A 24,575-nucleotide genomic window follows, 5' to 3' on the forward strand; every position below is an offset into this window, starting at 1 on the left:
TCACTCCTGGGTCTTTGTGTCATCGGGCCGGTCCGTGTCATCGGGCCGGTCCGTGTCATCGGGCCGGTCCGTGTCATCGGGCCGGTCCGCCGGCCTGCTGGAGACCGTCACGCTCTGGCCGCGGAACTCCGCGACGATCTCGCCGGCCGGGCGGCGTACGGTCACGTCGTAGACGCCGTTCCTGCCGTACCTGACGCGCTCCGTGGCCTCGGCGACCAGCTCGTCACCGGCCGCGGCCGGGCGCAGGAACGTCACCTGCGCGCTGTGCGCCAGCGTGACGCGGCCGTAGGAGTTGCAGGCGTACGCGAACGCGGCGTCGGCGAGCAGGAACAGGTAGCCGCCGTGGGCGATGCCGTGCCCGTTCACCATCTCGTCGGTGATCCGCATCCGCAGCCGCGCCCGGCCGGCGGCCACCTCCTCCAGCGCGATGCCGAGCGAGCGGCAGGCCGGGTCCTCGGTGGTCATACGGGGTCCTTCAGAGGGAGGAAGCATCACCCCTCCTTTCGAAAACAGAATGGAAAGACTCGGTGACGTTCGGTAATGTGTGCGGTGGGTGAGGAAGCTGTGACCGGAGGTGCGCGATGGCGATCCGCCGCTCCGCCACCAAACGCCACGGCCTGCCCACGACCGTGCAACTGCGGCTCACACCCGCCCCGGCCCAGGCCGACGCCCTGGCCGCGGCGGTGCTGCTGTGCAATGAGGCGGCCACCCTCATCTCCCGCCTGGCCTTCCAGTACCGCGTCTTCACCGTGCTGGAGCTGCACCGGCTGGCCTACTACGACGCACGCGCGCAGCTGGCCGGGCTGGGCGCGCAAGCCGCCGTGCGGGCCATCGCCCGAGTCGCCGGCGCCTACGCCAACCGGCGCGCCAGCAAGAAACGCGCCCACATCTTCCGCCCGCACGGGGCCGTCCCTTACGACGCCCGGCTGATGAGCTTCAACCGGGACGCCCGCACCGTGTCGCTGTGGACCCCCACCGGCCGCGTCACCGTCCCCTACACCGGCCGGCCAAAAGACCTCAAAACCATCGAGGCACTGCCTCTCGGCGAGGCCGACCTGATCTGCCGACGCGGGGAGTGGCTGCTGCAGGTCGCCCTCACCCTGCCCAAGCCGCCGGTGCGCGAGCCGGTCGGCGGCTTTCTTGGGGTGGACCAAGGGGTGGCCAACCTGGCGGTCACCTCCGATGGTGCGGTTTTGCCCGGCCCCGCCTTGCCGGGGCCGGTCGGCGGTAACGGTCATGTCCGCACGTTGCGGAAGCGGCGGCGCCGTCAACGTCGGCGGTTGCAGAGGAAGGGGACGTCTGCGGCGCGGCGGGTGCTGCGCCGCCTGTCCGGTCGTGAGCACCGGATGATGACCGACCTCAACCACCAAATCAGCAAGTACGTGGTGCGTGAAGCCGAACGCACCGATCGCGGTGTCGCCCTGGAGGATCTGCAGGGCATCCGTGGGCGGGTAAGGGCTCATCGGTTCCAGCGGCGCACCCTGCACAACTGGGCCTTCGCCCAGCAGATCACCTTCACCCGCTACAAGGCCGCCCGAGCCGGGATCGCCTTCGTCCTGGTCGACCCCGCCTACACCTCGCAGGCGTGTCCGGAATGCGGGCACATCAGCAGGGCGAACCGGCCGGCGCGGGGCCGGTTCGTCTGCAAACGGTGCGGCCTCGCTGGGCACGCCGACCACATCGCAGCCCGCAACATCGCCACACGCGGCGCTGCGGGCTGGGCTGCCATCAACCAGCCACACGCTACCGGCCTCCCTTCACCCAGACGGGACCGCGAGAGCAAACCACCAGCTTCAACCGGTGGTAGTTGATACTGGGGCCCCGATCCAGGTCCTGGCCTGAGCCTGGACGGCCGACCCGTCCGGATCGGCGAGCTTGCGCGCCAGGTACGCCGTCACCCAGTCGCTGGTGGGGATGCGGAACGGCGGCTCGTCCTCGCTCAGCGCGCGCACCACCACCTCGGCCACCTCCCACTTGGACTGGCCGGCTCCCTCCCAGCCCGCGCCGCGCACCCAGTCGAGGTAGACGTCGAACGTCGGCGCGTACGGCCCCGAGGCCGCCCGGATGGTCCCCCGGTTGATGTCCGGAAAAATCCCGAACTCGGTGTCTGGTACGAAGCCGGGCACGACCACGCTGACCCGCACCCCGTGCGCCGCCGCGACCGGGGCCAGGCTCTCCATGAACCCTTCGACGGCGCCCTTCGCCGCCGCGTACGCCTCGTTGAACGGCTGCCCGACGATGCCGTGCACGCTGCCGATCGTCAGCAGGCGGCCACGGGCGGCGCGCAGCAGCGGCATCGCGACCCGGCTCACGGCGATGACACCGAAGAAGTTCACCTCCAGGTTGGCCCGCAGGGCCTCCATGGTGGACATCTCCATCGTGGGGTCGAAGTTGGAGACGCCGGCGTTGTTGACCACCGCGTCCAGCCGCCCGTACTCCTCCCGCACGCCCTGGAAGCAGGAGTCGATGGACGCGGCGTCGGTGACGTCCAGACGGCGGACGTCCAGCGTGACCCCGGCCTGGTCGGCCACCTCGCGCAGCGCGCCGTCCTTGCCCAGGTCGCGCATCGTCGCCACCACGGTGAACCCGGCCCTGGCGGCGGTGACCGCGGTCGCCAGGCCGATGCCGGAGGACGTACCGGTGATCAGCACGGTCATGCCGGGCTCTCCTCAAGGTTCTTGTCGCGATCCATCAGCGGCTGGATCCCCACCGCGGGCAGGAACGAGAACGCCGCCAGCAGCGTGCCGGCGGCCATGACCACCTTGGCCGCGTCGAGCACGCCCAGGCTGCCGGTCAGCAGGGTGACCGCCGTGCCTCCGACGAGCGCGGCCAGCGGGATCACGCCCCATGTCACGGTGCGGAAGGCCGCGTGCATCACGCCCTGGTTCTCGGTCTTCATCCGCGACTGGCGGATCGGGGCGCTGCAGACGTTGATGCACGACATGAAGAAGCCGTAGCAGCCGAACGTCACGCCGATCACGGGTGCGGCGGGCAGCGCGGGCGCGGCGAGGATGCCCAGGCCGACCAGGCAGTGCAGCAGCAGTCCCCAGGCCATGGTCCGGCCGAGGCCCAGCCGGTCGCTGATCTTGGGCGCGACGAGCGCGCCGATCACCGCGCCGCCCGCCCCGGCCGACATCGCCGCCCCGAACACGCCCACCGAGATGCCCAGGCCCTGGTAGGCGAGCACCGGCAGGACCGTGACGAAGATCGGGCCGCCCGAGTTCAGGGTCACGGCTGCCACGACCACCCGGCGCAGCACCGGATCGGCCCAGTTCAGCCGGAACCCCAGCACCAGCCGCGACCACACGGAGCCCTGCTGGACGGCCTTGACCCCCCAGGGCCGCATGGCGCGGAAGCACGCCGCCGAGACCAGGTAGCTGGCCGCGTCGACGAGCAGCGCGGCCACCCCGAGCACGTGGTAGAGGCCCGCGGCGATCGACGGCCCGGCCACCTCGGACACCGTGCTGCTGCCCTCAAGGCGTGAGTACGCCCGCACCAGCTTGTCCTCCGGCACCGTGGTGGGCACGGCGACGAGGTAGCCGACGTTGAAGAAGATCGTCGCGCCGCTGATCAGCGCCACGCAGACGAACAGCAACGGCGTCGACAGCACGCCGAACCAGTAAGCCACGGGGATCGCCGTCACCGCCACCAGCCTTACGACGTCGCACATCAGCATGGTCAGCCGTTTGTCCCACCGGTCGACCAGCACCCCGGCCACCGGCCCCAGCACGGGGATGCCGAGGTACTGGGCCATGGCCACGACGCCCACCTCGAACGCGGAGGCGTGCAGCACGAAGATCATCAGGGTCGGGACCACGAACACCGTGACGCGGTCGCCGACGAGGCTCACCGTCTGGCCGCCCCAGTACAGGTTGAACTGCTTGCCCAGGGACTCCGGCAACCTCACGGCTCCTCCCGTACGACGAAGCCGGCGGTCTTGCCGGTGCGCTCGTTGCTGATCAGCGCGTCGACGGCCGTGACCCGGAAGGCGTGCGGGTCGTGCTGGAAGGCCGTGCTGATCGTGAACGTGGCGGACATGAGCTCAGCGCGCAGCCGTTCGGGCAGATCCGGCGGCGCGTCCTGGTCGGTCAGCAGCAGCACGTCCACCGCGGACACCCGGCCGCGCTGCTGGGTGATGAGGATCTGCGCCCGGGAGACGCCCGGCTCGCGCTCCGCCTGGGCGACGATGTCGTCCACGTGCAGCCCCAGCCCGCGTACCTGCACCACCGAGTCACGGCGGCCCAGCACCCGCAGCGCCCGGTCCTCCCGGCCGCACTCGCAGGTCACGAAGCGGCCGGCGTCGCCGGTGCGGTAGCGCAGCACCGGGTTGAGCATGTCCGGGTCGAGCGTGGTGAAGTCCAGCAGCTCGTCGGCGTCCGCGTGCACGAGCTGCGCGGGCAGCGGATGGAAGACGTCGGCCGGGCACCGCGGGGTGTTGGTGCCGATCACCCAGGTCTCCGTGCTGCCGAACATGCCCCAGCGGCGCGCGTCCGGCGCCACCACGGCCATGTCCTCGTCGAGCTGGGGGTGCCACGCCTCCCCGAGCCAGAGCACCTTGCGCAGCGCGGGCAGGCGCACGCCGGTGGCCCGCGCGTGCGCGAACCACAGCCGCAGCACGCTGGGGGTGCCGCCGAACGCGGTCACGCCCTGGGCGGCGATGAACGACAGCCAGTCGCCGTACTCCTCCTTCGTCACCGAGCCCAGCGCGATGACCCGGCAGCCGGACAGGTCGGCGAAGGCCCCGGCCAGGAAGTGGGCGCCCCACATGCGGCCGGCGCCCCAGCCGTTGACGAAGACGTCGTCCGGCTCCAGCGGCCGCCACTGCTCGTACACGCCGGCCATGTAGAAGCCGGTGGGGGCGTAGCCGACCTTGGGCGCGCCGGTGCTGCCGCCGCTCTGGAAGAGCCAGGTGGCGCCCCGCTCGGCCTTGGGCGCCAGGTGCGCCAGCGCCACGTTCAGGTCGTCCTTCACCAGCGGGGGAAGCGCGGCCACGTCCTCCAGCGTGAGCACCTTGTCGCAGCCGGCGTAGCGCGGCGCGAGCGCGGGCACGGTCTTCAGCCGCTCCAGGGCTCGGCGCGGGACACGCAGATGCGGCTCGGCCGCCTCGGGCGGCAGTGAGAACGATCCGGTCATTTCTTCACCTGACCTTCGGTCAGCCAGCGGGCGTGGGCGTCGCGGTAGGCCGTCCAGCGGGCCCGGGTGACCTCGCGCTGGAGCGTGCGATGGGGGTCGCCGAAGTCCGGGGCGATCACACCGTCGGGTTCGAGCTCGGAGAACCAGTACCGCTCGCCGTCGAACAGGAAGTCGACGCAGAAGAAGGGGATGGGCAGCTTCTCGTAGAAGTACGCCGTCGCCTCGGCCAGCTCGGGCGGGACCGGCGGGAACTCCATCGCCCCGCCCCGGCTGGCGTTGGCGACCGGCGAGCCGGGCTCGGGGATCCGCTTCATCACGGCGTACGGCTCCCCGTCGACGACGTAGACCCGGTAGTCGACCGTGCCGTCGCCCAGATAGGGCTGGATGACGAGCGTGGTGTCGCCGCCCTGCGCGAGGCTGGCCAGGCCGCGGATCTCCTCGGCGTCGCGGGCCAGGTTCACCCCGCCGCCGCCGCACCAGCCGGACGGCTTGACGATGGCCGGGTAGGTCAGGTTCGCCAGTGCCACCTCGTACAGGTGCTTGCTGGTGTCCCGCCCGGTTCCGATGCGGAGGGTGGGCACCGGCGGGATGGGCGAATCGTGCAGGTAGAGGACCGTGGCCAGCTTGTCGTTGGCGATGGGCGACAGGCTCGGCGGGAAGGACAGGTAGAAGCCGGCCTGCTCCAGCACGGCGTACAGGGCGTACTGGTTGAAGACGTCCATGGACTGGTAGGGCAGCGAGTACAACGCGGTGATGAAGAGCGTGTCCTCCGGGGTGACGAGTTCGTCGTCCACGTAGACGCGCGGTTTGCCCACCTCCAGACTGTCGACCGTCACCGCGTCCGGGGAATGCCGGCTCCAGCTCAGGCCGAGCTCGGCGGCCACCTCGGCGTAGAGGTCCCAGAAGAAGTGGTGCCAGAACGCGGTGGCCCGGGTGGACTCGCGATCGGGGAAGATCCAGCACATGCGGCGCAGCGTGCTCGGGGTCATGGTCGTCCCTCTCCGTCGGCCCACCAGCGGCGGCCCGGCTCGGGCAAGGTGTCGATCGGGTCGTAGAAGGGGAACAGGCGGTCCTCGACCGGCTGGAGCCCGATTCCGTGGTTCTGGGCCCAGTACGAGATGCCGCGTTCCCGGTCGTACTCCACCACCTGGTGCACCCAGCGCTTGCCGACGTACGGCACGTCGCACACCAGCCGCGGCGTCGCGTAGCCGGGGAGGTAGCCCATGATGGCTTCCTGCAGCCGCTGGGCCTGATGGACCGGGATCCGCCAGTGTTCGGCGTTGGGGATCAGGTCGCAGAGGTAGAAGTAGTAGGGCAGGATTCCGGCTTCGCCCTGCAGCGCGAAACAGAGGTCCAGCAGGTCTTCCGTGGTCGTGTTCACGCCCCGCAGGAGCACGCCCTGGTTGCGCACGTCCCGCACGCCCGCCTCGAACATGGCCCTGGCCGCCTCGGCGACCAGCGGCGTCACCGATCGCGCGTGGTTGGCGTGGGTGTGCAGGGCCAGGTTCACGCCGCGGCCGCGGGCGACGGCGGCCACCCGGCCCATCCCCTCGACCACGCGGGGCTGGAGCCAGTGCTGGGGCAGGCCGATCAGCGCCTTGCTGGCCAGGCGGATGTCCCGGACGGACTCCAGTTCGAGCAGCCGCAGCAGGAACGCCTCCAGCCGCGGCCACGGCAGGTTGGCCACGTCGCCGCCGGAGACCACCACGTCGCGTACGCCGGGTGTGCGCTTGAGGTAGTCCAGCATCAGCTCCTGCCGGTCCACGGGCTTGAGCGCGAGCCGGGCCTTGACCACCTGGGGCGTCGAGGTGCCGACCAGGTCCATCCGGGTGCAGTGCCCGCAGTACTGCGGGCAGGTGGACAGCAGCTCGGCCAGCACCTTCGTCGGGTAGCGGTGGGTCAGCCCCTCCACCACCCACATCTCGGCCTCGTGCAGCGAGTCACGGCGGGCGCGCGGATGGCTGGGCCAGACCGGATGCCGGTCGGAGCGGACCGGCAGCAGGTAGCGGCGGACCGGGTCCGCCAGGAACTCCCGGGTGAACGCGGCCGGATCGCTCACGGGGTCCGGCGTCATCACGTTGAGCAACTGCGGCGTGATGAGCATGGACATGGTCGCGAACCGGGCCACGTCGGCCGCCAGGTCGGCGTAGAAGGACCCCTGGAGCAGGTCGCCCACCACCGCGCGCAGCTGCCCGGCGTTCTTCACGCAGTGGGCGCGCTGCCACTGGGCATCGCGCCACTGCGCGTCGGTGACGCCGCGCCAGCCCGGTAGCCGTCGCCAGTCCGGCTCGACGAGCGGACGGCGCACATAGGTGTACGGGCCGCGGGCGACGTCGGCGTTCATCTGATGGCTCATCCGGTGAACAGCACCGCGTGGCGGGTACGGAGCTCGCGCTTGAGCACCTTGCCCGTGGGGCCGAGCGGATAGTCCTCGTCGGTCCGCGCGATGATCACGGTGGCGAGCGTGGCGAGACCGGCGTCGGCGAGCGCCTTGTTCGCCTTGTCCATGACCTCCTCGGCGGTGGTGTCGGCGGCGCCGGCCTGCAGCCGCACCACGGCGATCGGGCGCTGCCCCTCCCCCGCCTTGCCGGGCACGCCGACGACCGAGCAGTCCTGGACGAGGTCGGCGCAGTCGGCGATGAGGACCTCCTCGATGGGCAGGCTGTAGACCGGCCCCGCCGCGGTGTCGATGACATCCACGGTGCGGTCGAGATGGTAGAAATTGCCCTCGCTGTCCCGGCGCGCCACATCCCCGGTCAGCCAGTAGCCGTTGAGCTCGAAGCTGCTGGTCAGCCTCGGGTCGTTCCAGTAGCCCGGCGTGCGTGAGGGAGTGATCACGGCCAGCAGGCCGACGGTGCCGTCGGGCACCTCCTCGCCGTTCTCGTCCAGCACCGCGGCCTTGATCACCGCGCCCTGCGCCTTGCCCACGCACCGGTCGTCGCGCGGGGTCTCCGGCGCGGTCACCTGGCCGAAGAGCGCCATCCCCATCTCTGAGGAGCCGAGCCCGTCGACGAACTGGGAGCCGGGCAGCGGCTCGCCGGCGGCGGCGCCCTCCGGAAGCAGCCACGACCTGATCAGGCCGGCGGGCCGCTCGCCGAGCTGGACCAGGCGCCTGATGTGCCCGTAGTGGGCGCTGTCTCCGGTATTGAACCAGGAGTGGACCTTCGCCGCCCCCTTGACCGGGAGCTCGCCGGTGGCCAGCTCCACGAACGTCCGGGGGAAGGAGGCCACCATGGTCGGCTGGAACGCCTCCATCACCGGCTCGACGGCCGTGCGCCGCCAGTCCGCCATGACCACGGTCGGCAGCCCGAGCAGCACCGCCGTGAGGAAGTAGCTGAGCCCGCCGGCGTGGGTGTGCGGCATGAGCGACATCAGCCGGTCGTACGGCTCGGCGGGGAAGCGCAGCATCCTCGGCTGCTTGCCGTCCCAGAAGCTGCGATGCCCGAGCGTCGTCGACTTCGGGGTGCCGGTGGTGCCGGAGGAGTGGATCAACGCCACGATGTCGTCGGGGGCGTGCTGGTAGGGGTACTCCTCGGGTAACCGGCCGGAGTCGGCGTCGTAGGCCCGCACCTCGGCGGCCAGGGCGATGAACCGCGGCCTGGTCTGCGGGGCGTTGCGGTAGGCCATCAGCAGCCTGGTCGTGTCGTCGGCGACGATGCCGACGACGCCCACGTGGTCGAGGTAGCGGACCATGACGTCGGCCCGCATCGCGTCGTTGATCATCGTCGGGATGGCGCCGAGCGCCGTGAGCGCCAGGAAGTGGAGCAGCGGTTCGAGCCCTTCGGCCACCACGATGCCCACCGGCTCGCCGGGGCGCACCCCGTTGGCCCAGTACCACTTGGCGTACCGGTCGCGCAGCGCCGCGAGGTCGACCAGGCTGTGGCCGCGCAGCACCACCCGGCCGCGGTGGTCGTTGTGGTGGCTGTAGACGAACGGCACCGCCCGGTTCGGGTTGGCCGCCAGGGCGTGGTCGAGGAAGTTGCCCGCGCCCAGTCCGGGCTCGGTCATGAATCCCTGCCGGACGGCCAGGGGGGCGATGGACGTGCTGTCAGTCATGGATGTCCCTCCATCGGTACGTCGCGCTTATCTCCGCGGCCACCCGGTGCCCTGATCGGATGGCGCCTTCCATCAGTCCGAAGAACTCCGTGCTCGTCTCGGTGCCGGCCCAGTGCACCCGCCGGTGGGGGGCCGTCAGCCGCGGGCCGAGCCGCGGCCAGTCGCCCGGCCCGAACAGCGCCGCGTAACAGCCCCGGCTGTAGCGCTCGTGGACCCAGTCGGTGACGTGGCAGCCGATCGGCTCCGGCAGCCCGGGGAACAGCCGCGCGGCCTGGGCGACCGCCTGCTCGCGCTGCTCGGCGGCGGGCAGGGCCGCGTACCTGTGCGCCTCCCTGCCGGTCACGAACCCGGTCAGCACGCCCACTTCGCCATCCGCAGGCGAGTCGTCCACGGTGGACAGCAAGGGGCGGCGCGCGTTGACCGACCAGCCGGACAGCCCCTGCTCCCGCCAGGCCGGCGTCGGGTACACCAGGTGGACCTTCACCGCGCAGCCGGGCGCCGTACGCTCGCCGGAGCGGGGCGCGGGCAGCACTGGCCGGTGGTCGATCGCGTCGGCGAGTGTCGGCGGCACCGCGACGACCGCGGCCTGGGCCCGTACCGATCCGGTCGCGGCGACGACGGTCACGCCGTCGCCGTCCTGGTGGATCGCGCGCACCGGCTCGCCGAGCCGCACCCGGTCGCCCAGTGCGGCGGCCAGCCGACGGCACACCTGGTGCGCGCCGCCGTCGATCCGGTCCTCCTGCGCGCCGCCCGCGAAGGCGTTCAGGTAGCGGATCCCGCCGCCCGAGCGGAGGTAGAAGGCCATGTGCAGGACGGACACGTCCGCCGGGTCGGCGGCCATCATCTCGCCGAGGAACAGCGGGAAGAACAGCCGCGCGTCCGGGTGCCGCAGATGCTCGCGCGCCCACTCGGCCGCGGTCAGCGCGTCCAACTGGGCGGCGCCCGCGGACAGCCAGGGGGCGTCCGCGCGCACCCCGCGGTCCAGCTCGTCCAGCGCGTCGAACAGCTCGCCGAGCGCGACGGCGGACAGCGGCGGGAACCGGCCGGCCCGGGTCTGGCCCGCGCCGCCGAGCGCGAACCGGCTCGCGCCGGTCATGGTGGTCGGGGTGGTCTTCAGGTCCAGCTCGGCCAGCAGGGCGGTCAGGGCGGTGTGCCGGTCTCCCAGGTACGCGGCGCCCGCGTCCACCCAGACGCCCGGGGCGACCTCGATGCCGTGCGTACGGCCGCCGACCCGCTCGCGTGCCTCGAGGACGGTGACCTCGACGCCGCTTGCCGCGAGGTCGGTGGCTGCGGTGAGCCCGGCCAGGCCGGCTCCCACGACGACGACACTCATGCGCGGTTCACGTCCTGCCCGGCGCTCGCGATCTTTTTCGCCAGGGCGCTCGGGGTCGGCGCGTCGAGGAAGTCGTCGAAATCCAGTTCAACGCCGCTGGTACGGGCGATCGCGCTCAGGACACGGGTGGCGAGCAGCGAATCCCCGCCCATGACGAAAAAGTCTGAGTCCGCCCTGACTTCCGGGTTCTCCAGGACACGCTGAAATACCGCCGAGACGGCGTTGACATTCACGGAATGGTCTCCCTCAAACGGTGGCGGACGCGTATCGCCGATGCGAACCGGCCCGGTCGACTTTTCCGCTCGCCGTGTAGACGAGTTCGGGGACGACGGTGATCCGGCTGGGCACGAGGTGGCAGGGGACGCGGTCGCGCAGGTAGTCCCGGACGTCGGCGGCCAGCGTCGCATCGTCGTCGGCGGATCGGCCGGGGACGGTGGTCGTGTCGCCGTCAGCGGGTCGGCCGGCGACGATGTAGGCCGCGAGCGTCGTGTGGTCGGCGACGGTGACGCCCGCCACCGCCACGGCGCCCACCCGCGGATGACCGGAGATCTGCGCCTCGACCTCGCCCGGGTCGACCCGGATGCCGCGGATCTTGAGCTCGTGGTCGAGCCGGCCTTCGTGCGTGAGCGTGCCGTCGGCGGCCAGGCCGACCCGGTCGCCGGTGCGGAAGTATCGCTCGGAGCCGACCTCGACGAACCGCTCGGCCGTCGCCTCCGGCAGGCCCCGGTAGCCCAGCGCCAGCGACGGGCCGCCGACCAGCAACTCGCCGTCCTCGCCGAGGTGCTGCCGGACGTGCGGCAGAGGGCGCCCCATCGGCACCCGCTCCCGTACGCCCCCGGCGGCCGGTTCGGTCGGCACCCGCTCCCCCGCTCCCCGGGCCGCCAGCGGGCCGTGCAGGTCTATGGCGTGGGTGATGAGCGTCGTCTCCGTACACCCGTAGGTGTTGACCAGGCGGATCCCGCCGGTGTCGAGCGCGCGCCAGTCGGCCAGCCGCGCCGCGCTCACGGCCTCTCCGCCGATGACGACCAGCCGGACGCAGGCGGGCAGGGTGGCCCCCTCGTCCACCAGGTGGCGCACCAGCTCGTGCCAGAACGCCGACGGCAGGTCAAGGACGGTGATCCGCTCGGCGGCGATCATGCGCAGCATGCGGTGGAACGATCCCGAGTGGGCGTGGTCATGGAAGACCAGCGTCGCCCCCGTGGTGAGGGTGGGCAGGATCTCCTCGAAGCAGGTGTCCCAGTTCAGGGACGCGAACTGCAGGACACGGTCCTCGGGGGCGAGCCCGAACAGCTCCCGCAGCGCGCCGGTCACGACGGCGATGGCCCGCCTCGGGGTCACCACGGGTTTGGGCGCGCCGGTGGAGCCGGACGTGAACAGGATGTACGCCGGATCGTCCCCGGCGACGACGACCGCGTCCGTCTCCGCCGTGACCCGGCCCGCTTCGGCGGCATGGGAGGGGAGATCCACCAGGCGCACGCCGGGCTCGGTGGGCTCGGTGGAATCGGTAGGGGGAATCAGCGTCGCGCAGCCGCTCGCCGACATCAGCGCCCGCCGCCGCGGCCACGGGTACGCCGGATCGATCGGTACGTACGTTCCGCCCGCCGCCAGGATGCCGAGCAGCGCGGCCACCGTCGCCGGCGACCGGGACGCCAGCACACCGACCACCCCGGGACGCGGGCCCAGCCGCCGGCCGGTCGCGCGCGCCCACGCGTGGAGTTGGGAGTAGGTGAGGGTCCGGCCGTTGTACGCGATCGCCGGGCGGTCGGGATGGCGGCCGACCGCCCCGGCGAAGTCGTTCATCAGGTCGTGCGGATAAAACAAAGTTGCCTCTTTCCGAGCTGACCCCGGGGAGCACCGCGTATTTTCATCCCACGGTCATTCGACTTCGAATGCACCCCGGAGAACGCGTTCAGAGTGCCGCAGGGCGCTGCAGGGGGGCTTGAAACCGGAAGGATTTCTACTGGACTGCGTCTCGTGTCTTTCGTATGGCGGCCTGTAACCACGACGTGCCAGACGGGGAGCGATATGCCAGACGGATTAGAACTGCCGGGCCTCGACCAAGCGCTGAAGATCGGGCTGCTGGGAGCGGTGCGGGCCTGGCACGGACATCAGGAGATCTTGCTCGGACCGCCCCGGCAGCGGGCGGTGCTGGCCTTGCTGGCGCTGGAGGCGGGCCGGACCGTGTCGGTCGAACGGCTGATCGAAGGGCTGTGGGGAGAGCGGGCCCCCACGGGTGCCAGGGGCATGGTGCAGGGGTACGTCTCGCGGCTGCGGCCCGCCCTGGCCAGAGCCAACGTCACGATCGCCTACTACTCGCAGGGTTACCTGCTCAGGCTCGCCGCTGACCAGGTCGACGTGCACGAGTTCAGGAACGCGGTCGCCCGCGCGCGGACGATGGAGTCCGCCGAGGCGCGGGCCACCGGGCTGAGACGCGCGCTGACGCTGTGGCGGGGCGAGCCCCTGAGCGGCGTCTCCGGCGGAGGGCTGCTGGACCTGCTGCGCGACGCCCTCGTCGAAGAACGACTGTCGGTCACCGAGGAATGCCTGAACGCCGAGACGCGGGCCGGCCGGCACGCCGGGCTGGTCCCCGAGCTGATCGCGCTCGTCGCGGAGAACCCCTTCCGGGAGGGCCTGGTCGGATTGCTCATGCTGGCGCTGTACCGGGCGGGCCGGCGGGTGGACGCGCTGGAGCGCTACGAACGCACTCGCCGCCGCCTCACCGAGGAGTTGGGCCTGGATCCCAGTCCCGAGCTGCGGCAGCTTCGCCAGCGGATCCTCCGGGGGAAGGTCTCCACCATCAGATCGCCTGACCTGTCCGCGCTGGACGAGACGGAGAGCTGGGAGGCTTCGGCGACGCCCGCGCAGCTGCCGCCGGAGCCGGGGCAGTTCACCGGGCGGGCCGCCGAGCTCCGTCTCCTGGACTCGGCCGCGACCGGCGACGACGCGGCGGCGATCTCCATGGTCACGGGCACGGGCGGGGTCGGGAAGACGGCGCTGGCCGTCCACTGGGGGCACCGGATGCGCTCCCTGTTCCCGGACGGCCAGCTCTACGTCAACCTGCGCGGCCACTCGCCGGAGCGGCCGCTGCGCCCGATCGAGGCGCTCGGGCAGTTCCTGCGCGGGCTCGGCGTGCCCGCCGAACGGGTGCCGCACGCGGAGGAGGAGGCCAGCGCCGCCTACCGCAGCCTGCTCGCCGACAGGAGGGTCCTGGTGATCCTGGACGACGCCGGCAGCGAGGAGCAGGTCCGTCCACTCCTGCCGGGCGGCCGGCGCTGCGCCACCGTGATCACCAGCCGGGACCGGCTGACCGGCCTGGTCGCCCGGGACGGCGCGCTCCCCGTTCCGCTCGGCATGCTGGCCCCGGAGGAGGCCGGCGCCCTGGTCGGCAGGCTCCTCGGCGACGAGCGCCTGGCGGCCGAGCGGGACGCCGCCCGTGAGCTGGCCAGGGCCTGCGGCTACCTGCCGCTGGCGCTGCGCGTCGCGGCGGCCGGCGTCCTCGGCCGGCCCGCCGGGGGCATCGCCGGCCAGGTGCGCCGGCTCACCGGGACCCGGCTGTCCTCGCTGGCGGTCAACGGTGATCCGCACGCGGCGGTGCGCGGGGCGTTCGACCTGTCCTATCGCCGCCTGGACCCGCCGTCACGGAGGCTGTTCCGGCTGCTCGGCCTCATCCCCGGGCCGGCGTTCACGGCCGAGGCCGCCGCCGCGCTCTCCGGCGCGTCTCTGGCCGAGACCGAGCACCTGTTGTGCCGGCTCGCCGCCGCGCACCTCATCGAGGAGAGTGAGCCGGGCCGCTACACCTTCCACGACCTGATGCGGGAGTACGCCCGCGAACGTGCCCGAGCCGAGGAGAGCGAGCTCGACCGTACCCGCGCGCTGTCGTCGCGGGAGGCGCCTATCTGACCAGGCCGCGCGGGTGGCGGACCCGCAGATGACCGTAGGCGAGCTCGCCGGCGATCTGGACGTGCGGCCGTCCCGGGCGGGGGCGGCCGGGCGCCTTGCAGACCACCCTTCCCCACTCGGTCCGCGCCTGGTCGACGTTCGCCGTCGCGCCGGCCGGCAGGACAATCGTCGCTGAGCCGTACGCGAGGCGGAGCTCGATCCCGATCTCGGCGTACTCGATGACGGCTGCCGACAGGTCGAGGTGCACACCGCCGTAGTCGGACTCGATCCGCAGCACGCGCGGGACCTGCCAGTCGCCCGACCGTCTGATGCGCCCGCCGGTGGACCTCAGCAGGACCACCTCCTCCTCAGGAGGATCGGGCAGGTCGACGACCGCCTGCGCCAGATCGCCCTGGGTCACGGCGGTGAGAGCCCGTTCGACCCGCTCCTCCATCTCGGCGAAGCCGAGGCGTCCGTCGGCGTACGCCTGCTGGACGCGGTGAACGATCCGGTCGCGCTCGGCGTCGTCGTGCCGTCCCGCGGGGAGGTTCATTGGGAGACCGCCCTCTTGTACAGCCGCGTGGCCAGCGGGACGAACACCGCCAGGATCAGCACGCACCAGCCCACCGACACCGCCACCGCGTGCTGGAGCGGCCACGCGTCGGGCACCGGCCGGAGGGCGGTGGTGTTGCCGAACAGTTCGCGCGCCGCCTGGACGAAGGTGGAGACCGGGTTCCATTCGGCGACGGGCTTGAGCGGGCCGGGCAGCCGGGAGCTGTCGACGAAGACGTTGGACAGGAAGACCAGCGGGAACGACACGAGGGTGGCGATGTTGTTGAACACCTCCGGCGTACGCAGGGCCAGCGCGATCGTCGCCGTCACCCACGAGAAGGCGTAGGCGAAGAACAGCAGCAGCAGGAACCCCCCGACGGCCTCGAGCGGCGAGGAGCGGACGCGCCAGCCGACCAGGAGTCCCACCAGCGCCATCGTGGCGATGCTGGTGATGTTCATGAGCATGTCGCAGAGCGTCTGCCCGACCAGCACCGCCGACGGCGCCATCGGCAGCGTGCGGAACCGGTCGAAGATGCCCTTCTGCAGGTCCTGGGTGAGCGTGTAGCCGGTGATCTGCGCGCTGGTGACGATCGTCTGGACGAAGATCCCCGGGAGCAGATACTCCGTGTAGGAGATGCCGGGCAGGTCGATCATGCTGCCGAACACGTACACGAACAGCAGCACGAACACGACCGGCAGGATGATCACGCCGCCGAGCAGGTCGGGGGCTCGCCTGATCTTGAGCGCGTTGCGCTTGCTGATCGTCATGCCGTCGGCGATCGCCATCTGAAGGGGGCTCATCGGACCGGCTCCTTGGTGTCGTCGGTGGCGGCCTGGTGGCCGGTGAGGCTGAGGAAGACCTCGTCCAGGGTCGGTCGCCGCAGCCCGGCGTCGCGTACGGTGACGCGCTCGGCGGCCAGGTGACCCAGGGCGGTGGTGAGCGAGGCGGCGCCGCCCGCCACGGGGATGGTGACGCTCAGGGCGGTGGGGTCGGTCTGGACGTCGGCGACGGCCAGCGGCGCCAGGACCCGGCGTACGGTCTCCAGCTCGGCGCTGTCGCTCACCGTCAGCTCGATCCGGTCGCCGCCGACCTGGTCCTTCAGCTGGTCGGCGGTGCCGAGCGCGATCACCCGCCCGTGGTCGACCACCGCGATCCGGTCGGCGAGCCGGTCGGCCTCCTCCAGGTATTGGGTGGTGAGCAGGACGGTCGTGCCGCCCGCGACCAGCTCGGAGATGACCTCCCACAGGCCCGCTCTGGCGCGGGGGTCCAGGCCGGTCGAGGGCTCATCGAGGAACAGCACCGGCGGATCGGCCACCAGCGCGCCCGCCAGGTCGAGCCGGCGCCGCATGCCGCCGGAGTAGCCCTTGACCGGGCGGTCACCGGCGTCGGTCAGGTCGAAGCGCTCCAGCAGCTCGCGGGCGCGCTGCCTGCTGCGCCTGGTGCCCAGGTGGTAGAGGCGGCCGACCATCTCCAGGTTCTCGGCACCGGTGAGGTGCTCGTCGACCGCGGCGTACTGGCCCGATGCCCCGATGCGGGAGCGCAGGCGCTGGGCGTCGGCGACGACGTCGAGTCCGGCGACGGTGGCGTGTCCGGCGTCCGGCCGCAGCAGGGTGGTCAGGATCCGCACGGTCGTCGTCTTGCCGGCGCCGTTGGGGCCGAGTAATCCGAGAACTGTGCCTTCGGGGACCGACAGGTCGATGCCGTCCAGGGCGGTGACGGTGCCGTACTTCTTGACCAGACCCTCGGCCACGATCGCGGGGGGCATGAGATCTCTCCTTTGGTTTTTTGTGTCATGAACGGCGGATCACGATGTCGCCGTAGGCGGTGTGGGCGCGCACCTCGACGGTCTTGTCGGTCTGTGCCGGGCCGTCGCAGGGGTCCAGGTCGACGTCCACGGCGCCGTACTGGGAGCTCACATCCAGCCAGGCGGCGCTGCCCTCCCGGACGCCGAGTTCGAGCCGGCCGCCGGCGGTCTCCAGGACGACCGCGCCGGACACCACCTCGCCGATCCGGACACTGCCGTAGGCGGTCTTGGCGGCGACCCCGGCCAGGGCGTGGTCGACGGTGATGTCGCCGTAGGCGGTGTTCAGCCGCAGCTCGCCGGTCACCGCGCCGAGGACGAGGTCGCCGTTGGAGGTCTTGACCACCGCCGTGCCGTCGATCTCGCCGATCCGGATGGTGCCGTTGGAGCTGGTGATGTCGGCGTGCCCGACCGACCGGGTCACCGAGATGTCGCCGGAGCCGGTCTTCAGCTGCAGCCGGGCCGCCCGCTCCAGCCGGATGTCGCCGTAGGAGGCGATGCACTTCACGTCGCCGAGGCGGCCCCTGCAGCGGAAGTCCGCCGCGCCGTTCGCTTCGACGCGGGAGCCGGCCGGCAGGTCGATCGTCACGTCGACCGAACCGTCCCATCCGAGCAGCGAACGGGCCCAGTTCTTGGGCGACTCGACCAGCATGTCGATCGAGCCGCTCCACCCGGACAGCGACGCGGCCCGGGGCTTGCCCGCCTTCACCAGCAGCCTGCCGCCGGCGTACTCGATCTGGGCCTGATCGGCGGCCTGCCGGTCGACGTCGCTGGACTCGTCACTCGGGCGTACGTCGACGACGGTGTCGGTGCGGTCGCTCGCGTTGATCCGGACTTCGGCGGTCGCCAGGTCGATGATGGCCACGATGGGCTCGGGGGTGTCGAACGTTGGCATGGCGTTTCCCTCATGGATTCGGCGGCTGGATTCGGCGGTGTTCCGCTTACCGGAACGTGTGGTCGTGAGCCCGGCTAGCGCACCCAGCCGGTGTGGCTCCGAACGGTCTGGGAGCCCCGATGCCGGCTCCCGTCGCGTTCGAGCGCGGCGGAGACCGCGCGGACCAGCCAGGTGTTGACCGAGAGCCCCTCTCCGGCGGCGGCCTCCTCGATGCGCGGCTTGAGGTGGTCGGGGACGCGGAGCGAGATCCGCGACGTCCCGCCCTCGTCCGCTCTGGCACCTGGGTCGCTCGCCCTGGCGGGCCCGGCCTCGCCCGTGTCCCCGAGCGGCTGGCCGCCGGGCGGTGGCGTCACGATGAAGCCGGGCTCGCGGCCGCGCAGGCGCACCTCCACCGAGCCCGGCGCGAGATCGCGGGTGATCTCGTCCGCGGCGGCGGAGAGCGCCTCCAGGAGGGCGAGCCGGGTGGCCGGTTCGAGTGCCGCGGCGAGACGCTCGGCGATCGCGCGGGCGTCATCGCCGCCCGCTCGGGCGGTGGTCGCGAGTTCGCGGCGGAGGTGGTCTACGTACGGCGCCAGATCCATGACGCAACTATGACGCCATGATGACGTCATTTCAAGTGCCTTGAGTCGCCCACTGTGATGTCATCGAGGCGTCAAAACGCCGAGCGCCGAGCGGACGGGCTCTAAAGCCGTCTGCTCGGCGCTCGGTGACCAGCGGTTTTGGGGTCAGATCGCTTTCATCGTCTGAAGGGGATGTTGAGCCAGGGACTGTTCGGGTCGGTCGTCAGAATTCGGTGGGCGTTGAGCATCTCTCCGTACCAGTCGCCGAACTCCTCCTCGTCGAAGTGGAGGCAGCGGCCCAGGATGTAGGCGGCCGAGAACTCTTCCCACGAGCGGTAGTTGATCCGGCTGACCGCGCCGGCGTGGCGGACCGCCGTTTCGGCCTCCGCCAGGTCGCAGTAGCGGGCGCCGAGCCCCCAGCGGGCCATCTTCGAAGCCCGCCCGTAGTCCCACGCCTCCACCGTGCGGACGAACCCGCCTGCGGGAAGCAGCCCGTCCGCACGGAATCGGGCCTCGTAGCGGAGGATCCGCCCGATGAGCCGCTGGGCTCCGGCGACCTCGGCCTCCGTCTCGGAGTCAGAGGTGGTCGCGTCCTCCGCGGCGCGGTGCCGTATGACCCGTGACGTCACCTGACGCCAGTGGTCCACCTCGACCGCGCCGCCGAAGTCGCGGGCGAGGGTGCTTCGTATCCCCAGCACGAATCCCCAGACCGAACTGCTCATCCGGCCCTTGAGCAGCGTCTCCTGGGCATGCCGCCACCCTTCCCGGCTGGTGATCTCCCACCACTCCTCCAGCCGTCTGCGCTCACGGACGTAGCCGGTGCCGTGCCAGCCCATCGCGTTCCAGAGGGAGGCGTTGTTCACACAGAGCAGCGCCCCGCAGGCGAGGCCGTGAGCGACGTCGCCGTGCAGCGCGCCCCCGACCCACAGCGTGCGCAGTTGATTGCGGCGCGTGCTGGATATCCGGTCGGCATGCCGACGCCACGTCTGCCGGTGGACGGCCGTCGCGGGGAAGAACGCCTCGCACGGGGTGCCGGGGTTGATGGCCAGCCACTCGTCGTCCCGGGGCCAATCCTGGACAAGCTTCCCCAGGTCCACCTCGAAGAAGACCGGGTCGGGCACGGGCGCCGGAAGCATCCCCTCGGTGACGAACGCGAGACTCAGCGGACTTCCCGGCTTCGGGCCCCAGTATGCGGCGTTGTAGTGAAGCCAGCCCGGCTTGGCGTCGGCCTGGGCGCGCGACATCGCGTGATACAGATCCGTGCCCGCGAGGACGTCGAAGTACGCGGCCCAGTCGCCGCGCGTCTTGGCCTCGTACAGGGCACGTTCGACGTCGGTGGGCGCCTGCCATACAGCCTCGGGGGCGGCGAGATCCATGGCATCACATTGTGAAGCACGGCCTCAGGAGGCATTGATCCGCCTCCTATGCGGCAAATGCCGCCATACCCGAATGCGCATAGCTTGAGGAAGATGGCGGCTGCCATACGTACCTCCTGACGGCAGATTCCGGTTTCGGGAGGTATGTATGCACCGCAGAGTCGCCCTGCTCTCCGCTGTCGCGCTCACCGTGGCAGGCGCCTTGGTCCCAGCGGGCGCCGCCCAGGCCAGGAGCGGGACCGGCCTCGACCCCAGGCCCGTCAGGTGGTCCGCCACGGACTCCTCGTCGGAACGCAGGAACGTCCTGCAGTACTGGACGCAGCAGCGCACGCTGGCGGCGCGGCCACTGGATACGCCCACGCCGCGACGTGGTAATCGGTCGGGCGGCCCGACCCAGGGGACGCCGTGGGCGACCCGCGGCGCCTCGGCCACCATCACCCAGCGCACCCCGTGGACGAGCGGCGGCGCGGCGCGCGTCCAGACCGCCTCGGCCTCCACCGCGCAGAAGGGGGCCCGGGTGCCCAACAGCCCCGGCCTCCGGTGGACGGACGGCGGCGCCGTCGTGCGTACCACCGGACGTGTCTTCTTCACCACCGCCGAAGGCGGCAACGCCTCCTGCTCCGGTACGGCGGTGACCAGCGCCAACGAGAGCGTCGTGATGACCGCCGGGCACTGCGTGAAGATCGACGGTGCGGCCCACCGCAACTGGGTGTTCATCCCGGGCTTCGACAACGGGCGGCGGCCGTTCGGCACGTGGGTGGCCACCAGGATGCTCACCACGCAGCAGTGGAACGCCAACGAGGACATCAACTTCGACATCGCCGCGGTCGTGGTCGCGCCGCTGCAGGGACGGACGTTGACCGACGTCGTGGGCGGGCAGGGGGTGGCGTTCAACCAGCCGAGGCAGCGGCAGATGTTCTCCTTCGGCTACCCGGCGGCGCCGCCGTTCGACGGCTCCAGGCTGATCTACTGCAGTGGGCGCGCGTTCAACGACACCGTCATGACCAGGGACCAGGGGCTGCGCTGCAACATGACCGGCGGGGCGAGCGGCGGCCCGTGGTTCCAGGGGTTCAACGAGTCGACCGGGCTCGGCTGGCTGAACTCCGTCAACAGCTTCAAGTACGACTTCGCCCCGGACTTCATGTTCGGTCCCTTCTTCGGGAACGAGGCGATGGCCGTCTACCAGGCCGCGCAGAACACCAACGCCACCTGATCCCCCGAAACCGGACTCCCGGCCCCGCCCGTACATCACCGGACGGCGGGGTCGGCATGCGGTCCGGTCAACCGCTCGCTCAAACGAACGACCCCTCAATCGCGTAAAGGCGGCGAGGGCCAGCGAGCGGGGAAGGGGCCGCGGCGGGCAGACCGCAGCCCCTTTTCGACCGACCGGCCCACAGACCGATAGACCGACCGACCGATAGACGGAACGATCATCCGATCACCCGATCCCGATCCCCCGACACTCGATCACTCGCCGCTCACTACAAGTCAGTGGCGATGATCTTCTCGATGTTCCGTTCCGCGAGCGCCGTGATGGTGACGAACGGATTGACGCTGGTGTTGCCGGGGATCAGCGAGCCGTCGATGACGTACAGCCCCGCGTAGCCGGTCAGCCGGCCGTAGTTGTCGGTGGCCTTGTTCAGGACCGCGCCCCCGAGCGGGTGGTACGTGAGGTGGTCGCCCCAGACCTTGTAGATGCCGAAGAGGTCGGTCCGGTAGATCGTCCCCTCCTTGTCGTTGATCTTGTCGAAGATCGTTTTGGCCATGTCGATGGCCGGCTGCTTCCAGGCGGTCTGCCAGTTCAGATCGACCTGACCGGTCGTGGCGTTCCAGGAGAAGCGGGCCCGGTTCGGGTTCTTGGTGATCGACAGGTAGAACGAGGCGAAGGTCTCGATCCCGGTGGGCAGCGGCGCTACCTCGGCGAACGCCCCACCGGTCGCCCAGTTGTCGATGCCGGCGCAGGGGATGGTCGACTGGGAGGCGCCGGTCGGGTCCCACAGGTGGTTGGCGCGGCCGCACATGACGTTGCCGTTGTCGCCCCAGCCGTTGCCGACCTCGCTGTTCAGGTTGGGCAGCGCGCCGGTGGCCTTCAGCTTGACCAGCAGCTTGCTGGTACCGACGCTGCCGGCGGCGAAGAACACCCGGTCCGCGGTCACGGTCTTGGTGGCCGTGGTGTCACCGGTGGTGTTGATCTGCTGGATGACGACCGTGTAGCCGCCACCGGCCGCCGGGGTGACCGAGGTGACCTTGTGCAGCGGTGAGATGGTGACCCGGCCGGTGGCCTTGGCCTGGGCGAGGTAGGTCTTCTGGAGTGACTTCTTGCCGTAGTTGTTGCCGTAGAGGATCTCGCCGGCCAGGGCGGACTTGGTGGCGGTTCCGGCTGCTTCCTGCTCCATGTAGTTCCAGTCGTACACGTCGGGTACGAAGACGAACGGGAAGCCGGACCGCTGGGCGTGCTTACGGCCGACGCGGGCGAACTGGTACCAGTCGGTGGAGTCGAACCAGGCAGAACGGATGGTGCCGACCCCGAGACCGGCGTTGGCCCGCGGGTAGTAGGTGTTGTACATCTCGTCGGCGTTGACCGAGGGGAGGATGGCGGCGAAGTTCTCCCGCTTGGGGGTGACCGCCATGCCGCCGTTGACCAGCGAGCCGCCGCCGACGCCGCGGCCCTGGTAGACGGTGATGCCGCTGAACTCCTCGGCGTCCAGGACCCCGGTGTAGCGGGAGATGTCCCGGTCGATCGGGAAGCCGAGGAAGTAGTTGAGGGGCGCCTTGGTCTTGGTACGTAACCAGTAGGAGCGGTTGTCCGGGGCGAGCGTGCTGCAGAAGATCTTGCCGTCGGAGCCGGGGGTGTCCCAGGCCATACCCATCTCGATCATGTGTACGTCGACGCCCGCCTTGGCGAGACGCAGTGCCGCCACGGAGCCGCCGTACCCGGTGCCGATCACCAGGGCCTGGACATGGGCCCCGTTGGCGATCGGACCGGCCGCCGCCTGAGCTGCGGTGGGGTGGGCCGCGAGGGCCAGAGCGCCCACGCTTCCGGCGATGAATCCACGACGCGAGACACCTCTGGAACCGGCCTCGCCCGGGGTGTTGTCACTCATCCGATGTTCCTTACTCTCGACGGGATGAGAACAGGGTTCTTGCTGCAGCTCGCGCCTGGAAAAGCCTGGTGAAGCCCGAAAAAACCTGGTGAAGCCTGGAGAAGGGCTAGCGGGTCCGCCGGGTGGCGGGTGAGGGCCCACTGGGCAGCCGGCACACGGTGTCGAGGCCCAGTACGTGGTTGAGCCGCCCGAAGGCCAACCAGGAGCCGATGCTCATGCTCAGCTCGACGATCTCGAGCTGGCTGTAGTGCGCGGTCATCCGGGTCCAGAACTCGTCGTCGAGGCCATGGTGGTCCAGGGCGTACCGCTCGGCGTACTCGGCGGCGAGCCGGGTGCGGTCGTCGAAGGCGTCGGTGGTGCGCCACTGAGTCACCGCGTCGGCGAACTCCTCCTCGACCTTCTGCCCGTCCCGCTCGGTACGCCAGTCCAGGCAGAAGGCGCACCCGTTGATCTGCGCGATCCGCAGCCGTGCCGCCTCGAACTCGCGGAGCCCGAGGGTCGTGTGGGCGTACACCGACAGGGAGAAGTGCGAGGCGGCGGTCCCGATGCCGGGCACCATCTCACCCCAGACGTACTCGATCGCGTCCTTTCCCTCGGGGATGTCGAGGTTCATGGCTGTTTCCTCCCGAGTTTGCCGATCGCGGGGCGCAGCGGAACGTCGAGCGCGTCGTAGAGTCCGGGTCCGGCCTCCACGAGCCAGTCGATGGCGCTCACCAGCCGGCCGACCGCGGTGGCGTTCCCGCCCGCGGCGCGGTTGCCGTCCTCGTCGGTGGCCTCGATGGTGACCTCGATGCGCGGGCGGCCCTCGATGATCACCCGGTGCGCCGCGTGGCCGTCGGGCGGCGTCGGCCAGTCCGGCGCGCAGGACGGGTGGATGCGGGTGACGTGCTCGATGACGATGCGGGGCTCGCCCTCGACGATGCCCTGCACCTCGAAGCGCACCGCGCCCTGGGTGCCGGCGTCGAACTCGCCCATCGTCTCCGTACGCACCGTGGACTCGAGCGGGCGCCGGTCGCGGCTCTCGCGGATCTCGTCGAGTTCGACGCCGAGGGCTCTGGCCATCAGCCGTACCTGCCCGCCCCACACCATGGTCGGGACCGTCGGCGCGATCATCGGCGGCTCGTAGTCCATCGGCTGGCCCATGCCGACCAGGTACCGGACCGAGTCGGGCTGGTCGTAGGTGGAGTAGTCGAAGATCTCCTGGCAGCGGATCACGTCGACGGTGCCGCCGAGTCCGCTGATCAACAGGGGCAGCACGTCGTTGCCCCAGCCCGGGTCGATGCCGGAGACGAACAGCGAGCCGCCGCCGTCCGCGATGGCGGCCAGCACCGGCTCCCGCAGCTCCGGCGGGGCGTTGCGCTGGTCATAGAGCGCGTACAAGGAGGGGGTGACGACCACGGCGCCGGCGCGGATCGCCCTGATGATGTCGGCGAGCGCCTCGTCGGGGCGGATGTCGCCGGACGCCGCGTAGACGACGGCGCGGGGACCGGCGGCCAGCACCGCGTCGACGTCGTCGGTCGCCGCGACCCCCAGATCGTGGCCGAGCCGGGCGAGCGCGCCCGCGTCGCGGCCGACCTTGCCGGGATCGTGGACGAGTACGGCCGCGAGTCTCAGCGCCGGATGAGCCTCGACGGCACGGATGGCCGCACGGCCGACATTGCCGGTGCCCCAGACGATCGTGGACAGCATGAGCGGAGCGTAGCAAGCGCTTGGTTAGGTGCATAGAGCCATCGCGACACCGGCCGCCCGGCACCGCCCCGGCCCCCGCCACGCCGAAATGCAACGTTTCATCGGCCGACCGGCGCTCGGAATGGGCAGGTAAAAGGTCCGGCGATATCACGGGACATTCTCCGGAGTAGGCGCCTGAGCACTGTTCGGCGACCGC

22 protein-coding genes are annotated in these 24,575 nt (G+C 71.1%); 3 read left to right on the forward strand and 19 right to left on the reverse strand.

Annotation, left to right across the window (positions count from 1 at the left end):
- Entirely contained in the window at positions 1–465 is a 465-nt protein-coding gene (gene paaI / locus LDL49_RS29225) for a hydroxyphenylacetyl-CoA thioesterase PaaI (protein WP_308016203.1), read from the reverse strand.
- A 116-nt stretch (positions 466–581) separates the two neighbouring features.
- On the opposite strand from paaI, the gene LDL49_RS29230 reads away from it, so the two are divergent.
- A complete protein-coding gene (locus tag LDL49_RS29230) occupies positions 582–1,811 on the forward strand; it encodes an RNA-guided endonuclease InsQ/TnpB family protein (RefSeq protein ID WP_225295472.1) in 1,230 nt (409 codons plus the stop codon).
- On the opposite strand, the gene LDL49_RS29235 is transcribed toward LDL49_RS29230, so the two are convergent.
- From LDL49_RS29235 to LDL49_RS29275, 9 genes are read right to left on the reverse strand one after another with little or no spacing between them, the layout of a single operon-like run.
- Positions 1,794–2,657, reverse strand: coding sequence for an SDR family NAD(P)-dependent oxidoreductase (locus LDL49_RS29235; protein WP_225295474.1), 864 nt, complete (start codon positions 2,655–2,657; stop codon positions 1,794–1,796). The two genes, LDL49_RS29230 and LDL49_RS29235, sit on opposite strands and share 18 nt — an antisense overlap.
- Positions 2,654–3,907, reverse strand: a complete 1,254-nt coding sequence (locus LDL49_RS29240; protein WP_225295476.1) for an MFS transporter — start codon at positions 3,905–3,907, stop codon at positions 2,654–2,656. The genes LDL49_RS29235 and LDL49_RS29240 overlap by 4 nt, the downstream gene beginning before the upstream one ends.
- Positions 3,904–5,133: an AMP-binding protein gene (locus tag LDL49_RS29245; protein ID WP_225295479.1), complete on the reverse strand. Its 1,230-nt coding sequence runs from the start codon at positions 5,131–5,133 to the stop codon at positions 3,904–3,906. Before LDL49_RS29245 ends, LDL49_RS29240 begins: the two co-directional genes overlap by 4 nt.
- Entirely contained in the window at positions 5,130–6,122 is a 993-nt protein-coding gene (locus LDL49_RS29250) for an ATP-grasp domain-containing protein (protein WP_225295480.1), read from the reverse strand. The genes LDL49_RS29245 and LDL49_RS29250 overlap by 4 nt, the downstream gene beginning before the upstream one ends.
- Positions 6,119–7,477, reverse strand: coding sequence for a KamA family radical SAM protein (locus LDL49_RS29255; RefSeq protein WP_225295482.1), 1,359 nt, complete (start codon positions 7,475–7,477; stop codon positions 6,119–6,121). The genes LDL49_RS29250 and LDL49_RS29255 overlap by 4 nt, the downstream gene beginning before the upstream one ends.
- An 8-nt stretch (positions 7,478–7,485) precedes the next feature.
- The gene (locus LDL49_RS29260) at positions 7,486–9,189 is read right to left on the reverse strand and encodes a class I adenylate-forming enzyme family protein (RefSeq protein ID WP_225295484.1); all 1,704 of its coding nucleotides are present in this window, start codon (positions 9,187–9,189) and stop codon (positions 7,486–7,488) included.
- The gene (locus LDL49_RS29265; protein ID WP_225295487.1) at positions 9,182–10,522 is read right to left on the reverse strand and encodes a flavin monoamine oxidase family protein; all 1,341 of its coding nucleotides are present in this window, start codon (positions 10,520–10,522) and stop codon (positions 9,182–9,184) included. The genes LDL49_RS29260 and LDL49_RS29265 overlap by 8 nt, the downstream gene beginning before the upstream one ends.
- The gene (locus LDL49_RS29270; RefSeq protein WP_225295489.1) at positions 10,519–10,755 is read right to left on the reverse strand and encodes a phosphopantetheine-binding protein; all 237 of its coding nucleotides are present in this window, start codon (positions 10,753–10,755) and stop codon (positions 10,519–10,521) included. The genes LDL49_RS29265 and LDL49_RS29270 overlap by 4 nt, the downstream gene beginning before the upstream one ends.
- A gap of 13 nt (positions 10,756–10,768) precedes the next feature.
- Positions 10,769–12,343, reverse strand: coding sequence for an amino acid adenylation domain-containing protein (locus LDL49_RS29275; protein ID WP_225295491.1), 1,575 nt, complete (start codon positions 12,341–12,343; stop codon positions 10,769–10,771).
- A gap of 204 nt (positions 12,344–12,547) precedes the next feature.
- On the opposite strand from LDL49_RS29275, the gene LDL49_RS29280 reads away from it, so the two are divergent.
- Positions 12,548–14,422, forward strand: a complete 1,875-nt coding sequence (locus LDL49_RS29280) for an AfsR/SARP family transcriptional regulator (protein WP_225295493.1) — start codon at positions 12,548–12,550, stop codon at positions 14,420–14,422.
- Here LDL49_RS29280 and LDL49_RS29285 read toward each other — a convergent pair.
- From LDL49_RS29285 to LDL49_RS29310, 6 genes are all read right to left on the reverse strand, one after another.
- On the reverse strand, positions 14,415–14,954 hold the full coding sequence (locus tag LDL49_RS29285) for a DUF1707 SHOCT-like domain-containing protein (protein WP_225295495.1): 540 nt from the start codon (positions 14,952–14,954) through the stop codon (positions 14,415–14,417). The two genes, LDL49_RS29280 and LDL49_RS29285, sit on opposite strands and share 8 nt — an antisense overlap.
- Positions 14,951–15,754 carry an ABC transporter permease gene (locus LDL49_RS29290; protein ID WP_225295496.1) on the reverse strand — a complete coding sequence of 268 codons (804 nt, stop codon included), beginning with the start codon at positions 15,752–15,754 and terminating at the stop codon, positions 14,951–14,953. The genes LDL49_RS29285 and LDL49_RS29290 overlap by 4 nt, the downstream gene beginning before the upstream one ends.
- Positions 15,751–16,719 (reverse strand): ATP-binding cassette domain-containing protein, encoded by a 969-nt coding sequence (locus LDL49_RS29295; protein WP_225295498.1) that lies wholly within the window; start codon positions 16,717–16,719, stop codon positions 15,751–15,753. Before LDL49_RS29295 ends, LDL49_RS29290 begins: the two co-directional genes overlap by 4 nt.
- A 25-nt stretch (positions 16,720–16,744) precedes the next feature.
- Positions 16,745–17,650, reverse strand: a complete 906-nt coding sequence (locus LDL49_RS29300; protein ID WP_225295500.1) for a DUF4097 family beta strand repeat-containing protein — start codon at positions 17,648–17,650, stop codon at positions 16,745–16,747.
- A 74-nt stretch (positions 17,651–17,724) separates the two neighbouring features.
- Positions 17,725–18,231, reverse strand: coding sequence for a hypothetical protein (locus tag LDL49_RS29305; protein ID WP_225295502.1), 507 nt, complete (start codon positions 18,229–18,231; stop codon positions 17,725–17,727).
- 155 nt (positions 18,232–18,386) lie between these two features.
- Complete coding sequence (locus LDL49_RS29310) at positions 18,387–19,586, reverse strand: DUF1266 domain-containing protein (protein ID WP_225295504.1); 1,200 nt, start codon at positions 19,584–19,586, stop codon at positions 18,387–18,389.
- A 148-nt stretch (positions 19,587–19,734) separates the two neighbouring features.
- Between LDL49_RS29310 and LDL49_RS29315 the strand changes: the two genes are divergently transcribed.
- Positions 19,735–20,799 carry a trypsin-like serine peptidase gene (locus tag LDL49_RS29315; protein WP_225295506.1) on the forward strand — a complete coding sequence of 355 codons (1,065 nt, stop codon included), beginning with the start codon at positions 19,735–19,737 and terminating at the stop codon, positions 20,797–20,799.
- 268 nt (positions 20,800–21,067) lie between these two features.
- Here LDL49_RS29315 and LDL49_RS29320 read toward each other — a convergent pair whose 3' ends face one another.
- The 3 genes from LDL49_RS29320 to LDL49_RS29330 all read right to left on the reverse strand — a co-directional run bounded on the left by LDL49_RS29320 (position 21,068) and on the right by LDL49_RS29330 (position 24,379).
- Positions 21,068–22,690: a GMC oxidoreductase gene (locus LDL49_RS29320; RefSeq protein WP_225295508.1), complete on the reverse strand. Its 1,623-nt coding sequence runs from the start codon at positions 22,688–22,690 to the stop codon at positions 21,068–21,070.
- A 106-nt stretch (positions 22,691–22,796) separates the two neighbouring features.
- Positions 22,797–23,303 (reverse strand): carboxymuconolactone decarboxylase family protein, encoded by a 507-nt coding sequence (locus LDL49_RS29325; protein ID WP_225295510.1) that lies wholly within the window; start codon positions 23,301–23,303, stop codon positions 22,797–22,799.
- Positions 23,300–24,379 (reverse strand): NAD(P)H-dependent amine dehydrogenase family protein, encoded by a 1,080-nt coding sequence (locus LDL49_RS29330; RefSeq protein WP_225295513.1) that lies wholly within the window; start codon positions 24,377–24,379, stop codon positions 23,300–23,302. The genes LDL49_RS29325 and LDL49_RS29330 overlap by 4 nt, the downstream gene beginning before the upstream one ends.
- Positions 24,380–24,575 lie beyond the last annotated feature (196 nt).

Origin of the sequence: Nonomuraea aurantiaca, assembly GCF_020215705.1 — a bacterium.
Taxonomy (GTDB): Bacteria; Actinomycetota; Actinomycetes; order Streptosporangiales; family Streptosporangiaceae; genus Nonomuraea; species Nonomuraea aurantiaca.

Coding starts and splice junctions, on each gene's coding strand:
- paaI (WP_308016203.1), bottom strand. CDS start 465: ATGACCACCGAGGACCCGGCCTGCCGCTCGCTCGGCATCGCGCTGGAG.
- LDL49_RS29230 (WP_225295472.1), top strand. CDS start 582: ATGGCGATCCGCCGCTCCGCCACCAAACGCCACGGCCTGCCCACGACC.
- LDL49_RS29235 (WP_225295474.1), bottom strand. CDS start 2,657: ATGACCGTGCTGATCACCGGTACGTCCTCCGGCATCGGCCTGGCGACC.
- LDL49_RS29245 (WP_225295479.1), bottom strand. CDS start 5,133: ATGACCGGATCGTTCTCACTGCCGCCCGAGGCGGCCGAGCCGCATCTG.
- LDL49_RS29250 (WP_225295480.1), bottom strand. CDS start 6,122: ATGACCCCGAGCACGCTGCGCCGCATGTGCTGGATCTTCCCCGATCGC.
- LDL49_RS29255 (WP_225295482.1), bottom strand. CDS start 7,477: ATGAACGCCGACGTCGCCCGCGGCCCGTACACCTATGTGCGCCGTCCG.
- LDL49_RS29260 (WP_225295484.1), bottom strand. CDS start 9,189: ATGACTGACAGCACGTCCATCGCCCCCCTGGCCGTCCGGCAGGGATTC.
- LDL49_RS29265 (WP_225295487.1), bottom strand. CDS start 10,522: ATGAGTGTCGTCGTCGTGGGAGCCGGCCTGGCCGGGCTCACCGCAGCC.
- LDL49_RS29280 (WP_225295493.1), top strand. CDS start 12,548: ATGCCAGACGGATTAGAACTGCCGGGCCTCGACCAAGCGCTGAAGATC.
- LDL49_RS29285 (WP_225295495.1), bottom strand. CDS start 14,954: ATGAACCTCCCCGCGGGACGGCACGACGACGCCGAGCGCGACCGGATC.
- LDL49_RS29290 (WP_225295496.1), bottom strand. CDS start 15,754: ATGAGCCCCCTTCAGATGGCGATCGCCGACGGCATGACGATCAGCAAG.
- LDL49_RS29295 (WP_225295498.1), bottom strand. CDS start 16,719: ATGCCCCCCGCGATCGTGGCCGAGGGTCTGGTCAAGAAGTACGGCACC.
- LDL49_RS29300 (WP_225295500.1), bottom strand. CDS start 17,650: ATGCCAACGTTCGACACCCCCGAGCCCATCGTGGCCATCATCGACCTG.
- LDL49_RS29305 (WP_225295502.1), bottom strand. CDS start 18,231: ATGGATCTGGCGCCGTACGTAGACCACCTCCGCCGCGAACTCGCGACC.
- LDL49_RS29310 (WP_225295504.1), bottom strand. CDS start 19,586: ATGGATCTCGCCGCCCCCGAGGCTGTATGGCAGGCGCCCACCGACGTC.
- LDL49_RS29315 (WP_225295506.1), top strand. CDS start 19,735: ATGCACCGCAGAGTCGCCCTGCTCTCCGCTGTCGCGCTCACCGTGGCA.
- LDL49_RS29320 (WP_225295508.1), bottom strand. CDS start 22,690: ATGAGTGACAACACCCCGGGCGAGGCCGGTTCCAGAGGTGTCTCGCGT.
- LDL49_RS29325 (WP_225295510.1), bottom strand. CDS start 23,303: ATGAACCTCGACATCCCCGAGGGAAAGGACGCGATCGAGTACGTCTGG.
- LDL49_RS29330 (WP_225295513.1), bottom strand. CDS start 24,379: ATGCTGTCCACGATCGTCTGGGGCACCGGCAATGTCGGCCGTGCGGCC.